At 43.9% G+C, this 14,595-nt stretch carries 11 protein-coding genes; 3 read left to right on the top strand and 8 right to left on the bottom strand.

The features are described 5' to 3' along the window. Nucleotides 1-58: 58 nt before the first annotated feature. Together malQ and glgB are read left to right on the top strand one after the other, a co-directional pair. A complete protein-coding gene (gene malQ / locus OCW38_RS20725; RefSeq protein ID WP_016767391.1) occupies nucleotides 59-2,239 on the top strand; it encodes a 4-alpha-glucanotransferase in 2,181 nt (726 codons plus the stop codon). A 175-nt stretch (nucleotides 2,240-2,414) separates the two neighbouring features. Continuing rightward, nucleotides 2,415-4,595, top strand: a complete 2,181-nt coding sequence (gene glgB / locus OCW38_RS20720) for a 1,4-alpha-glucan branching protein GlgB (RefSeq protein ID WP_016784322.1) — start codon at nucleotides 2,415-2,417, stop codon at nucleotides 4,593-4,595. 57 nt (nucleotides 4,596-4,652) lie between these two features. On the opposite strand, the gene OCW38_RS20715 is transcribed toward glgB, so the two are convergent. From OCW38_RS20715 to OCW38_RS20690, 6 genes are all read right to left on the bottom strand, one after another. Then, nucleotides 4,653-5,129 carry a TetR/AcrR family transcriptional regulator gene (locus tag OCW38_RS20715; RefSeq protein WP_010431603.1) on the bottom strand — a complete coding sequence of 159 codons (477 nt, stop codon included), beginning with the start codon at nucleotides 5,127-5,129 and terminating at the stop codon, nucleotides 4,653-4,655. Nucleotides 5,130-5,346: 217 nt separating this feature from the next. Next, nucleotides 5,347-6,186 carry an energy-coupling factor transporter transmembrane component T family protein gene (locus OCW38_RS20710; protein WP_016793217.1) on the bottom strand — a complete coding sequence of 280 codons (840 nt, stop codon included), beginning with the start codon at nucleotides 6,184-6,186 and terminating at the stop codon, nucleotides 5,347-5,349. After that, the gene (locus tag OCW38_RS20705; RefSeq protein WP_010431598.1) at nucleotides 6,183-7,877 is read right to left on the bottom strand and encodes an ABC transporter ATP-binding protein; all 1,695 of its coding nucleotides are present in this window, start codon (nucleotides 7,875-7,877) and stop codon (nucleotides 6,183-6,185) included. The genes OCW38_RS20710 and OCW38_RS20705 overlap by 4 nt, the downstream gene beginning before the upstream one ends. Nucleotides 7,878-7,883: 6 nt before the next feature. Then, nucleotides 7,884-8,432, bottom strand: coding sequence for an ECF-type riboflavin transporter substrate-binding protein (locus tag OCW38_RS20700; protein WP_010431596.1), 549 nt, complete (start codon nucleotides 8,430-8,432; stop codon nucleotides 7,884-7,886). 302 nt (nucleotides 8,433-8,734) lie between these two features. Continuing rightward, nucleotides 8,735-9,865 (bottom strand): HlyD family secretion protein, encoded by a 1,131-nt coding sequence (locus tag OCW38_RS20695; RefSeq protein ID WP_016767392.1) that lies wholly within the window; start codon nucleotides 9,863-9,865, stop codon nucleotides 8,735-8,737. Further along, nucleotides 9,865-10,260, bottom strand: coding sequence for a DUF3302 domain-containing protein (locus OCW38_RS20690; protein WP_010431581.1), 396 nt, complete (start codon nucleotides 10,258-10,260; stop codon nucleotides 9,865-9,867). Before OCW38_RS20690 ends, OCW38_RS20695 begins: the two co-directional genes overlap by 1 nt. A gap of 313 nt (nucleotides 10,261-10,573) precedes the next feature. Here OCW38_RS20690 and OCW38_RS20685 point away from each other — a divergent pair, with 313 nt between their 5' ends. Next, on the top strand, nucleotides 10,574-11,482 hold the full coding sequence (locus tag OCW38_RS20685) for a DMT family transporter (RefSeq protein WP_010431578.1): 909 nt from the start codon (nucleotides 10,574-10,576) through the stop codon (nucleotides 11,480-11,482). An 11-nt stretch (nucleotides 11,483-11,493) separates the two neighbouring features. Here OCW38_RS20685 and OCW38_RS20680 read toward each other — a convergent pair whose 3' ends face one another. Beyond that, the gene (locus OCW38_RS20680) at nucleotides 11,494-13,074 is read right to left on the bottom strand and encodes a GGDEF domain-containing protein (RefSeq protein ID WP_010431576.1); all 1,581 of its coding nucleotides are present in this window, start codon (nucleotides 13,072-13,074) and stop codon (nucleotides 11,494-11,496) included. After that, the gene (locus OCW38_RS20675) at nucleotides 13,074-14,543 is read right to left on the bottom strand and encodes a hypothetical protein (protein ID WP_016767394.1); all 1,470 of its coding nucleotides are present in this window, start codon (nucleotides 14,541-14,543) and stop codon (nucleotides 13,074-13,076) included. The genes OCW38_RS20680 and OCW38_RS20675 overlap by 1 nt, the downstream gene beginning before the upstream one ends. Between the last annotated feature and the right edge of the window lie 52 nt (nucleotides 14,544-14,595).

Raw genomic sequence — 14,595 nt, 5'->3', positions numbered from 1 at the left:
ACAGATTAAATAACAACCCTACAAAATTGAAAGCGTTAGAACGTTTTCGGAGAGAGCGATGAAAGAACAGACCGTATTAAAACAAGTCGCAGAAATGGCAAATATTGCCGACAGTTACGTTAGTGCGTGGGGCGATGAAGCACAAGTATCAGACGAGACGATTACGTCTCTATTGGCTTCATTGGGCTACGATACAAGCAGCGATGATGCACTGCTAAAATCAGCAGAAAGAAAACACAAAAAAGATGTACTAGACCCAGTTCTTGTCTTGCGTGACGGTGAGCCAGTAGAAGTGGCGCTTAATCTAGGTGTAAGTGCTCGTGAAAGTGAGTTCAGCTGGCGCTTAGAAACCGAGCAAGGAGAGGTACTTGAAGGCTATCTTCAATCTCAAGTCGTTCGTGATGAGCGTGCAGAGGGTGGCCCTTTAGTGTTTGCATTGCCAAGTGATTTGGCATGGGGTTACCACAAGCTAATTGTGAGCCGTAAGCGCCGTAAGAAGCCTTACGAGATGACATTAATCATTACGCCAAAAGCGTGTTTCAAGCAATCACTAATCGAGCAAGGCAAAAAGCTTTGGGGACCAAGCGTTCAACTCTACACTCTCAGAACTCAGCACAACTGGGGCATTGGTGATTTTGGCGATCTAAAACAACTTGTTGCCGATATCGCGTCTCGCGGTGGTGATTTTGTTGGTCTAAACCCAATCCACTCATTATTCCCAGCGAACCCAGAAGGCGCGAGCCCATACAGCCCGTCCTCACGTCGTTGGTTGAACATATTATACATTGATGTGAGCTCAGTACCTGAATTCGCGTTAAGTGCTGAAGCACAACAAACGGTAGGCAGTGCTGAATTCCAACAGCGCCTACAGAAAGCTCGTGAAGCACACTGGGTGAATTACACTGAAGTGTCCGAGCTTAAGATGAGCATCTTGCCTCTGTTATTCGCAGAATTTAAGACTCGTCATTTAGATAAAAACAGCGATCGTGCACAAGCGTTCTTAGCGTTTGTTGAAGAAGGCGGTGAAAGCCTGATGCATCAAGCGGCGTTTGATGCTCTGCATGGTGAGTTACATGCTGAAGATTCAGGTATGTGGGGCTGGCCTGTATTCCCTGAGAAATACCGCACATTCGAAAGCCCAGCAACACAGAAATACATCAAAGAGAACCTAGAAAACGTTCATCTGTACATGTACCTGCAATGGTTAGCGGATTGCCAAATCAACGATGCCCAGTCTCTTGCAGAAGAGAAGGGGATGGCTGTTGGCCTGTACCGTGACTTAGCGGTAGGCGTTGCGGATTCAGGTAGCGAAACGTGGGCAGATGAAGGCAACCTAGTGATGGATGCGAGTATCGGTGCTCCACCGGATGTTCTTGGTCCTTTAGGTCAAAACTGGGGTTTACCACCGCTGAACCCTGAAGTACTTCAAGAAACCAGCTACGACGCGTACATTAAATTGCTTCGTGCCAACATGAAACATTGTGGTGCACTTCGTATTGATCACGTTTTAGGTCTGCTGCGTTTATGGTGGATTCCAAAAGGTGAGAACGCAACCCAAGGCGCGTACATCTACTACCCAGTGCAAGATATGCTTTCGATTCTGGCGCTTGAATCTCACCGTTACCAATGCAGCGTTATCGGTGAAGATTTAGGCACCGTGCCAGACGAAATCGTTGATATCCTAGCGGATGCGGGCGTACATTCTTACAAAGTGTTCTTCTTCGAAACATCGGAAGACGATGGTGGTTTCATTTCACCGAAACACTACGCACCACAATCGATGGCAGCATTGTGTACTCACGATATGCCAACGCTTCGCGGCTTCTGGCACTGTGATGACTTGAAAATGGGTCAAGAGATTGGTTTATACCCAGATGCAGAACAGCTAGAAACCTTGTTCGATGACCGTCTGGAGTGCAAACAAGGTATCTTAGATTCAGTGGCATGGCATGGCTTCTTACCTGAAGGTGTTGGTCGTGATGCAAGCCAAGTACCGATGGACTCTTATCTTGCTGAAGCACTTCAACTACACGTTGCAGCTGGTGGTTCAACATTATTGAGTGTTCAGTTGGAAGATTGGTTAGAGATGGACAAGCCAGTAAACATCCCTGGCACTGTAGATGAATACCCGAACTGGCGTCGTAAACTATCCATGAACTTGGACGAAATTTTCGCTCATGAAGGCGTCAATCGTATCGCTTCTAAGCTGACAGACGTTCGAGAAAAAGCAGGTAAGTAATGACGTTGAGTGACTTGAAAATAAGTGGTTTTTTGCTTACGGCGTACGAAACTACAACCTCGGTCACTCAATAATGAATGCTCATCTGGTAGAATAAATTGTCGTTATATTGCCCGCACTAATAGCGGGCATTTTTGTATTATATTTTTTGGATGTTTGGTTAGGGAGAAACGTTTTGGAACTAAGTTCGATTTCAAAGCAAAAACAAATATATACCCAACTATCACAGGCTTGTTTCACTGACCCGTTTGCGTTTTTAGGGCCGTACTTACCTTCAGATCAAGGTGCATTAAGAGTATGGATTCCAGGGGCAGATAAAGTAGAGTTGATCGTTGGAAAGGAACCTCGTATTGAGTTAGCGCGAGAGGGTGAAAGTGGCTTCATCCTTAAGCAAAAAAGAGACCTACGTTTCACTCACTATAAACTTGCGGTTGATTGGGCTGGGGTAGAGCAGATCATCGATGATCCATACCAGTACCACGATCTGTACGCGAGTTATGAAGATCTTCATACACCTAAAGATATGTATCATCACATGGGGGCTCAGTTTATTACGCTAGAGCGTGATGAACAGACGATTTCAGGTACGCGTTTCTTGGTGTATGCACCGCATGCAACGGCGGCAAGTTTGGTGGGTAACTTCAACGCTTGGGATGGTCGTCGCCACCCAATGCAACGCCTAGATTACGGTATGTGGGGCCTATTCATTCCTGAACTGGAAGAAGGCGCTCAATACAAGTTTGAATTAAAAGGGCCAAATGGTGAAGGCTTACCACATAAAGCTGACCCATGGGGCTTCTACTCAGAGCAATACCCATCGTTCTCATCAGTGACTTACGACCACGCTCGTTACGAGTGGCAAGATAGTCAATGGCAGAATCGCCCTGTTACGCAAAAGCGCAAAGAAGCACTTTCGTTCTATGAACTGCATGCAGGTTCTTGGAAGCGTAACGCCGAAGGAGAGTTCTTAAATTATCGCGAGCTTGCGGCAGAGCTAATTCCATACTTGACGGATCTTGGCTACACACACGTTGAGCTAATGCCAGTTTCAGAGCACCCATTCTACGGTTCTTGGGGTTATCAACCTGTTGGTCTATTTGCACCGACTAGTCGTTTTGGATCTCCTGATGATTTCAAATACTTTGTCGACCAATGTCACCAAGCTGGCTTAGGTGTGGTACTAGATTGGGTTCCTGCTCACTTCCCAAGTGATGATCACGGCCTAGCAAACTTCGATGGTACGCCATTGTTCCACGATCCAGATCCACGTCGTGGTTGGCATCAAGACTGGAACTCGTACATTTATGATTTAGGCAAAGAGCATGTTCGTCGTTTCTTGGTAGCAAACGCTTTGTACTGGTTCGAACAATTCCATATCGATGGCATCCGTGTTGATGCGGTTGCTTCGATGCTGTATCTCGATTATTCGCGTAGCCATGACCAATGGATTCCGAACGCAGATGGCGGCAACGAAAACTATGACGCCATTGCTACCCTTAAGTGGATGAACGAAGAAGTTTATAAACACTTCCCGAATGCGATGACGATTGCTGAAGAATCGACTGCTTTCCCTGGTGTTTCGGCACCGACCTTTATGGGCGGCTTAGGCTTCGGCTTTAAGTGGAATATGGGCTGGATGCACGACAGTTTATCTTACATCCAAGAGGACCCGATTAACCGTAAATATCACCACGATACGATTACTTTCCCGCTGGTCTACGCACACAGTGAAAATTATGTATTATCTTTGTCACACGATGAGGTGGTTTACGGTAAGGGGTCTATCCACAACAAGATGCCTGGTGATGAATGGCAACAAACAGCCAACTTACGTGCTTATATGGGTTACATGTATGCACAGCCAGGTAAGAAGTTGAATTTCATGGGTGCTGAATTTGGTCAGACGGCTGAATGGAACCACGATGATCAACTGCAATGGTTCTTGCTGGATTACGATCGTCATCAAGGTGTTCAGCGCTTAACCAGAGACCTGAATAACCTATACCGCTCTGAAGCTGCAATGCATGACCTTGATTTTGACCCGAAAGGCTTTGAATGGCGTCTACAAGATTCTGCAGAAGCGAGCATTCTTGCGCATGAGCGTATCAGTGAGTCAGGTGAGCGTGTATTGGTAGTTTCTAACTTTACACCAGTCCCTCACGAGCATTTCCGATTAGGTGTTCCAGCAAAAGGGAAGTATTCACTATTGTTGAATACAGACTCGGTTGATTACGCAGGTAGCGGTTTTGAAGTGAAGAAAGTCGCTGAGATTGAATCAGTAGAAAGCGAAGGGCTAGACACATCGATTGAGCTACGCCTACCACCGTTATCGACGGTTTTTTATAAACTGAATTAACCGATTGTTAAAATAAAAAAATGGGAGCTTTAAGCTCCCATTTTTATTGCTTCGAAACTAATTTGATGGTGTTCCAAGGTTAGTTAGGTAGAACATTGAACGTCCTATTACCGTTTCAAGGATGCGAGCAGAGTCGGTCCCGAAGCTATTCAGCATTTTTTCGCGAAACAGACCATCTGAACTGACATTGAATGCTTCGGGACTTTTGACCTGTGAGGCATGAAAAAACATCAGTTTGATAACGTATCGGAATTGTTCATTGTCTAAAGCATTTTGCCATGATTGAAGAAAGACCTCTTCCGAAGCGAAGTCTAGGTTTTCTATAACAATCGATAACATGTGCTTGTGAAGCACTGTTCGGATAGCACGTGTCGATGGATAATAGCCCTGAAGCGTTGTTAAACTAATGCCAATTTCCTGAGCAATCCTTGCATAAGTTAGAGCTTCATGTCCTTCAGCCAGAAAAAGGTTCAATACGATTTCATCGTAGTTTTTTTGATTTTCTAGTTTCTGTAATTGAGTTATTCGAGCCATTATAAATCCCACATTAGGTGTGACATTCTGTATAGAAATTACGGATTGAGGATGTTAACAAAATATTCCGTAATAGACCTTAAAAAACAAAAAATTACGCATAAAAAGATATAATTAATCGATAATTTATACATAAACTACTGTTTAGTGTGAAAAAAGGCCACTTAACTAAGTGGCCTTTGATTTTTTAACAGTGTTATCTTATGACTTTGCAAGGCTAGAAAGGGTACCAGAACAGCTGCTCTTCAAGTACTCGCTTTGTGATGGCGAGTATTACGACTAATGCGATAACGGCTAAACAAACAAAATCGACACGTTTCAAAGGTGCATAGCTATACCAAGTACGCGCTTTGTGTCGACCAAAACCTCGCAACGTCATTGCATTAGATATCTCGTCTGCGCGGTCCAAGCTAGAGAAAATAAGCGGGCCTAGGACCTTAGCTACATTTTTGATTCGAGTAATTAGGGGCGCTTTCTTCGAAAGCTCTACACCACGAGCCTGTTGGGCGTGCATGATATTGACGAAATCTTTCTTAACTTCTGGCAAGTAACGTAGCGTTAAGCTCACCGCATAAGCTATTTTGTAAGGAACACCGATACGGTTGAGGCTGGCAGCAAATTCAGTTGGATGCGTAGTAAATACGAATATCAACGCAACCGGGAACATGCTCATGTATTTAAGCGTTACCGTGACTAAGTAAAACAGGGTCTCTTGGCTTAACGAGTAGTTGCCAGGTAGCGTTAACAATATGTTCTCGCTACCGATAAGCTCAGTACCTTGCTGTGGCGCAAGGAGGTACATGAATAAAGCATTTAGGCTTAATACACTCGCCGTACCCAATAACAAAGGCTTATACACGCGTACAGGGACATTGGTAAGCTTCAACAGGTATAAACCAGTCACAATAAGCAGCGTAATCAATCTTAGGTCAAACGTAGTTAACACCACGGTTACCCAAGCCAAGAAGAGTGCAAATTTGGTGATGCCGTTGAGTGCGTGAAGCGGTGATTTTGTATCAATGTAATTGATGCCGAATTTTACTTTTGATGCGTTCATTGAGCACTTCTCTCGTAGTCGATGAAGTATTGCATGAACGCATTAGTATCGTCGATTTTCATCATGGTCGCGAGTTCATAAATGCTGGTGGTACAAAGATTTGCGCGTTCTAGAAGTGATGGTTGGCTAAATACTTCTGTCATCGCCGCATTAGCGATGAGTCTGCTGTCTGCAATCACAATTGAACGCGTGGTGTATTCTAAAACGAGGTGCATGTCGTGTGAAATGATCACAACGGTGATACCTAGGTCGCGGTTGAGTTTTTGGATGAACGCTAACATTGACGTGTAGTTTCGGTAATCTTGGCCAGCTGTTGGTTCATCCAAGATGAGAAGTTCAGGTTCCAACACTAAGATAGAAGCGATGGTTACACGTTTTTTCTGGCCGTAGCTTAGTGCTTCGATCGGCCAATGGCGGAACTTACTCAGCCCACACAACTCAAGAACATGCTCTACTTTTTCTGTGATCAGTTCTTCTGCAATGTTGCGGTTACGAAGACCAAAAGCAATCTCATCAAAAATCATATGATGCGAGATCATATGATTTGGGTTCTGCATCACGACACCGACTTTCTGGCTTCTTTCAAAGATAGAAAGTTCAGATAGGTCTTCACCATTTAGATAGGAAGAGCCTGAATCGGCATCGATCACACCCATGATGAGTTTGGTTATGGTAGATTTACCCGAACCGTTTTTGCCTAGAATCGAAACAAACTCACCTTTGCCAATCTTGAAGCTCACATCTTCGAGTGCGTTTTTCTCGCCGTCGTAAGAATAAGTCAGACCATGAACTTCAAGTAAAGGTGGATATTGCTTATCTGCTACTGGGGCAGGGCGCTCAGCAAACCAAGCTTGAACAGCAGGGCGGAACCTTTTGTAGTCTAAAGCTTTGAGGTTTGACAGCTTATCTTCGCAGGTTAGTGGGGCTTTCGCCGCCTTAAGCGCCGACAAGTAAAGCGGTTCACGAATACCGTGTGTATCAAGTAATTCAGAAGCTAAGATTTCATCGGGTGTCGTGTCAGCGACGATTTCACCACGTTCCATTAAGATCACGCGATCGATATCGCGATGCAGGACATCCTCAAGGCGGTGCTCGATAATCACGATGGTCTTGTTGGTTTCTTTATGCAGCTGATCAATGATCTCAATCGTTGCCTTACCTGTTTTCGGGTCAAGGCTTGCTAGAGGTTCATCGAACAGCAATATATCAACGTCATCAACTAAGATGCCCGCTAAGGACACTCGCTGTTTTTGACCACCTGAAAGGTCATGAGGTGAACGTTCAAGCATGTCCGCTAGATCGACCATTTTTGCAGTCGACTTAACTAACGGGTACATGTCAATGTTCGACATCAACTGGTTTTCGAGTGCGAAAGCGATGTCTTCACCGATACTCAAACCTACAAACTGGCTGTCAGTATCTTGTAATACCGTGCCGACTTGCTCGGTATAATCGTGCATCGAAAACTCAGAGATATTCTTGCCGTTTATCTCTAAAGAGCCGGTTACCTCACCTTTGATTGCATGAGGTATCAAGCCATTGAGACACTGACCTAGGGTAGATTTACCACTACCACTTGGCCCAATAATGACGATTTTCTCTCCTTTCTCTATCCTTAGATTGATATTTTTTAGCGTCGGTTTGTCCAGCGACTCATATCTAAAAGAGAAGTTCGAAAATGCTATAGTCATTATCGCTTATGCCTCAGTCAGGTTGCGGCTTTGTTTGTTGCGTTTAGCGACTGATTTTAGGATCAGGAAGCCCACAACAGCGATCAGAACTGTGTTACCCGCTGCGATGATAGACAGTTGAGTGAAGACTTTAGTAAACGGTTCAGCGTATAGGATGGTGTCTAGGAACGCAGAGCAGCCATAGCCTACAACGTTACCTGCAAGGGCAAGTATCACGAACAATACAAAATCTTTCATTGGAAGCTCGCCTTGCTGAAGGCGATTTTTGGTTATTATTGGGAAAAGACCGATAACCATACCTACGATACCTGAGCCTAATACCCAAGTTAGCCATACGCCCCAACCTGCAAATAAGTCGGTAACCCAGTGGCCAATAAAACCAACCAAGAAGCCAACAATAGGGCCAAATAGAACCGAAAACAGTGCAAGGACGGCCATTGCTGGTTTCAATGTCGTGTTCGCAAACACTGGGACACCAAACATAGGTAAACCACCAATGCCGTACAGCGCCGCGCCAATGGCAATAACGACGACTGTTTTAGCTGAAAAGTTCATAGATAACCTCGAATACAGAAAGATAAAGCATGATAAAGAACGAATATTCGCCATTAGTAATATGCGTCTCAATGAGAACATTTTTTGGGCAAATATAAAAAATAAGGCGCGCATTATACAGTAGAACCCTTCCATAAGGGAAGATAAGTGTCTAGATGTCTAAAATTCCACCTTAGTAGGCTAATGTGGCGTAAAAAGCACAACTTTATGGTTAATCAAGCAACAAAAAAGCCAGAACAGATCTGGCTTTTTCATTCATATTAACAATGTGTTAAGTAGTTTTCTCTTTGTTCCACTACAGTTTAGTGGTCAAGGTATAGATAATTTTGCCAACTTTTCATACGAATAAGCACTTTACGCATAATAGATACATGAGTGAAACTGTCAGAATAAACGGCAACTTCAACCGCGGTACCCATAGGTAAATGGTATTCCGATAGATCATCGGTGATGCTTAATTTAACAAACACACGACCACTGGTACGCAATGCATCAGTACCTAGAAGCGCGCCTCTAGCTTGGAATTGGCTCTCACCGATAGCTGGAATCACCTCATCAATGCGCCCTTTGAATACTTCCCCTGGTAGCGCTCTAAACAAAAATTCTGCTTCGTAACCAGGTTGTAGGCGTTGTAAGGAGTTTTGTCTGAATGCTGCAGTATAGAACTGTTCTTCGGTGTGAACAAAAGTCATAACGGGTGCTAGTGGAAGTGGCACAGCCATTACACCAGGGCGCAGAGCAAGTTGAGTTACGTAACCATCGGTCGGTGCTCGTACCACGGTTTGCTCTAGATCGAACTGAGCTTTACGCAATTCGGCCAATAAACTCAAAACCGCGGTATTCTCGCCACCAATTTCAGAGTCCAAGGCGATTTTTGCTTGTTCTAGATTTGCATCTGCCACTTTCACGGCGGCTTCCGATGCTTTGTAAGCTTGTCTGCGAGTGTCTAATTGTTGCTCAGTAAAGGCGCCACTGTCATAACCACGTTTATAACGAGAGAATTCACGTTGGGCTTTATCTCGCTCTGCGATGGCTTTGATTCTTGCGGCTTCGGCTTCGGTTACTTCCGATTCCATACCGAGAGCGCCTTGGCTCGCCTCTTTTACTTTCGCCTCTAATCGTGCGACTTCAGCTTCAAATGGAATAGGGTCGATCTTGAAAAGAATATCCCCTTGCTTAAGAGGTTTATTTGCCTCTACAGGCACTTCTATAACTTTACCTCTTACACCAGAAACAACCGGCGTTGTTGAGTAAACTTGGTTACCAATTTGAGTAAAAGGGTGGTTGTAGTTCATCAATAGGATCAATGTACCTATGATGATAACACCACCAAGAACGGCGGTAGGTACAGTCCATTTGTTTAGCGGGATATTAAACACTTTGAAAATAGTGATACAAAGTGCCGCGTAGGTCATTATCAGCAGTAAATCCATTACTTAACCTCCTGATCTTGATCGTTGTTTTGAACTTTGTCTGTATTCACTTCTACGGAATTTGCCTGTTTGAGTTGAGCAATTTCTTCCTGAAGCGTGCTAACCTGGTCGATCAAAATATCAACACGATGATGAATGTCGTGTTGTTCTTCTTCTAATTTAGCGAAGCCCCAGCCACGATCTTTACGCCATAGCGTTGCCCAGATCCAAAGGAAGGGCCAAATAGCATGTAAGGTGAATAGGCTAACCCAGCCTGAGACGTGAATAGCATCTTGATGAGGGTGATTGCGTTCTTTTGCTATTTCGTAGGGAATATCGTGAATAACGATGATGCCGTAAAAGATTACTAATGCTACGAAAATAAGTAGGCCGAGCGCAAAGTAGTCTAAAAACATAACAGATCCTTGTAATGTTAGATATTAGTTATAAATATACTACGCTATCATCCAAGTAATTGTTATAAAAATGATTTATCGAGTTGAAAATAATGTGTGTTCGCTTCTAATGTGAGCATAATAGTTATTGGTTTTTATAAAATCCAGTTAGAGGCAAGGTGAGTCGGTGGCTAATTTTAGGTTCGATTAACGCCAAAAAGTGGGTGTTAATATGAAATTTTCAGAATGACAAACCGTAATTAGCCGAATCATCGTAACAGAAATCATGCAGGCTAGGTTGAAATGGCATACATATCACTGAGGATAAATACGGATGTATATAGGTGAACTTGCCGCGATAGGTGCGGCTATTGTGTGGGCGTGTGCGACATGGATTTACGGACAGTTCGGTCATCGCTTCTCTGCGATGCAGTTGAATATTGTTAAAGGCGTCGTGGCTTCTGGCATGATGTTACTTGTGATGCCCCTTATTCCAATGCCAGAGTTTGAAATGAGTGCGAATCACTTTTGGATACTGGCCATTTCTGGTGTCATTGGCATCGCGATTGGAGATAGCGCGTATTTTGCGGCATTAAAAAGAATTGGCGCGAATAAAACCTTGTTGCTTGAATCTTTGGCTCCACCTCTTTCTGGTGTATTGGCATTAATGTTTTTAGGTGCTGCATTGACGTTGCAAAGTTGGCTCGGTGTTGTTATCACGACTTTAGCCGTGACATTTGTCGTTTTTCAGCCGTCTCAGTCTGTGAATGGGGAGGCCGATTCTAAAAACAAAGCACAATGGAGTGGTATTGGATTTGGGCTTGTGGCGAGTGTTTGTCAGGCTTCTGGAGTAGTGATTTCCCATTATGCTTTGGTGGCTGGTGATATTCCCCCATTGTTAGGAGCGCTGATTCGCCTCACGATAGGTGTGTTTGTCGTGATGCTGATTATCCCTTTTGTTGAGAGTAAGCCTTACTCGTCTATGAAAAAAGATTTATGGGAGATGACCAAATTCGACAAGCTGTGGCTTTTAGGGGCAATATTTGTCGGAACATTTTTGGCGCTGTGGCTTCAGCAGGTTGCGTTGAAAAATGCCAACCCAGCAATTGCACAAACATTAATAGCGACCAGCCCTGTCTTTATTTTGGTGATCTATGTGCTCAAAGGGGAAAAGATCTCGAAGCAAAGTGTCATCGGGACACTTGCTGCGTTAGGTGGAATCTCTCTTTTTTTCTATCAGTAGTTTGGCTTAAATTATTCGGTACAAGTTTGATTACGACCGTTAGCTTTAGCTCGGTACAAGGCTTTGTCTGCTCGGTAGAAGGTACGTTGAGTATTCTCTCCCTCGCGGTGTATTGTGATACCAATACTTACGGTTAGACCGCGCTCTCCTAAGATCTCATGCCAGCCGAATTGGAAAATACGTTCTCGATAATTCTCAGAGTGCATTTCCGCTTTATCAAGGTTAGTGTTTTCAAGGATAACTAAGAATTCTTCTCCACCAAACCTAACACATGAAGCTCCTCTAAATTTAAAGTAAGAACGCAGCTCTTGAGAAACGCTAACAATCGCTTTATCACCCACTAAGTGACTGAGTTCGTCATTGATTGATTTAAAGTGGTCAATATCGACAACCATCAATGCGAAAGGTGTCTCGTGTAGGAGCAAGTCTTTGAGTTTTACGTCTAGCCAACGACGGTTGTGTAAACCTGTCAGTGGGTCGGTGAAAACATCTTGTTGTAGTTGAGCCACTGCGTTTTTGTGCTGTTCGGTGGTTTCTTTCAACTCACGATTTTCTTGTTCAGAGAGAATTAGCTTCAGTTGTAGTTCAAATCGCGAAAGACGACGTAGTTGGCTCGAGCCCAGTTCGCTGATAGGGATCTGTTTCATGAGATCCGTTTCAATGCGGTAGCCCTTTTTCTCATAGTTCAATGCTTCTTGAAAGCGGCCTTGGTTCATACACACATCACTCAAGGAGTCGTAGAAGCGCTTTGCGAGAACGGGGGATGAGTATTCATTCACACGTTTGTCTGTGCTCGATAAGATCATGCTTGCGTATTCTTGTTTACCAATAGCACTTAAACAATATGCCGTCTCTAAGCGAGTCATCGTAGCAAGCCAATTTGCTTGAGTATTATTGACTGGATACTGAATCTTAGTCAGACAACGCAGTGCGTCGTGATGTTTCTTCTTAGCGCGAAGCACTTTTGCTTGGTAAAGCAGTATTTGAGCTGTGAGTTGTTTGTCGCTGACGAGAATACTGAGTTCATCACACTCGTTAAGCAAATCACTGGCCGCAGTAATACGATTAAGCAACAGCAAACTTGCCACCATATGAAGCTTAAACTTGAGTCGAAGTGAGCGACTACTTATGGCATGGTCAATACTGTTGATTTTCTGGTAGTAGCGAAGGGCTCTACTGTGATCTCCGTAGGCATCACAGAGGTTGCCCATACCCAAAATAGCCATGACGTATTCATCAATGTAACCGTGTTCAACGGCGATTGACGATGAGCTCACGAATTCATTCAATGCTGAGGTATAATCGCCAATTTCAACCAAGCGGTCACTTAAGCTGGTTTTTACCGTAAGAATGTCTTCGATATCAACAGGCAAGTGCAGAAGGTTTAGTGCATGCCTTAATTCTTCGATACTGGTTTGATTTTGTTGTAATTCAGCGCGATATTCAGAACTGATGATATAACAGTGCGCTTGCTCCGTTTTGGTTGTCGAAACGTGTTGGCGAATATGGTTCCAGAAGATGATCGCTTCTTCACCTGAGACCGATGAAGGATCTAAACCGGCATCGGTGATCTTGCTTAATAGAGTTTCCATCAATTTAGCACCTCGGCATCGTCTTCTTCTAGTTGTTCAAGAGTGAACGGGAACGTCAATATGTCATTGAGGCTGACGGTTGGCTTCGAACCTTTTAGTCCTTTTCTATGCCACGGATAAATTTCAAGCATGGTGCTGAGAGTTTGGAAAGTTTTCTCTGCAGCTTCCCCTTTTTCAGAAAGCATAAGAGCGACTCGCTCTGAACTCAGTCTTGAAATGAAGTCATTCTGATTACACAAGGTATGAGCAATCTCGGTGCAGACATCTAAGTAATCGGTATCGATGTGCTGAAACATAATAATGCTGTGGTTTGAACGTTTGAGCTCTGTTTTAAAGAGCACCAGTTGTTCCCACCAAAAGGTTTCGGAAACGACATGAGAGAGGTGCTTTTCAGGGTCGTATTCATGTTGGCCACGGATACGGTTAATCAATTTTCTTGCTCGCTGTTCAAGTTGGCGCTTTGAATTGCGTGCTTTATCTAGGCCAACGCGGTTGGTTTGCTCTCGAAGCATACCGATAGAATATTGGCGGTATTTTTTAAAGGCGATTAAAGCTGCGTTAAAATCTTGGTTTTCTTCAGCGACTAACGATTGTTGATAACAAATTTGACTGAGTAGTTCACCGTTATCGAATTCGTTTGCAGATTGTTCAGCGAGTTTAAGCAATTCAGCGGCATGTTCGGGCCTTTTTCTCAGAAGCTCTAATCGAGCTCGACTGATATAGGAATGCGCTTTCATCCATACGAGGTTATGCTCAACAGCTAGGCTGTGCGCTTTGGCTGTTGCCTTTTCTGCATCATCTAAACGCTCTAAACCAAGAAGCGCAAGACCTCTGAAATCCCACACCTCGGCATGCCAGGTATTATCTTTATGATCTTTTAAGGCTTCTTCCGCACCATCGAGTACCGACAGCATTTCAACATAGTTATTGAGTAAGTAGTAATCCCACGCGAGCAATATTCTTGCTTTGCCTTCTAACCAACCGATACGACTGTTGTTTGCAACTTTTACGGCAAGTTGGTGTGTAGAGCGCGCTAGCTTGTATTCGTGGGTCATTCGCCAAATGTTGCCAAGACCAATGAGGCATTCGATTTGTATCTCTACCTCATCAACTAGCGCAGATTGTTCTAAGGCGTTGATCCAGAATTGTTGGGCAGAGTAATACTTGGCTTGCCCCCAGAATTGGAGTGCGTGCAGGTGGAGAATTTCAGGGAGAAAAAGATCGGTGTCTAATCGGCTTTGTCGCTTGTAGGCTTCCTTGATGTATTTTAAACCTTTTTGGTAGTCCATTAGGTTCCAGCAACATCTGGCCATCAACATTAATGACTGGATCGCCCCCTCTTCAAACAAAACTTGTTCTGACCTGACGAGACATTGTTGAGTAATCTCAAGGATCACTAACGGTTCAGAATCGACGCGAGTTTTGAGTTGTTCTAATTCTGTTTCAAGAAGGTACTGATTTTTGTCCAAGGCTTAGATCCATAATTATCGAGCATATTGATAACACAATCATTATAAGAGT

This window comes from Vibrio cyclitrophicus, assembly GCF_024347435.1.
GTDB lineage: Bacteria > Pseudomonadota > Gammaproteobacteria > Enterobacterales > Vibrionaceae > Vibrio > Vibrio cyclitrophicus.
The sequence above is the reverse complement of the archived record's forward strand: the minus strand, read 5'-3'. Positions and strand labels throughout refer to the sequence as shown.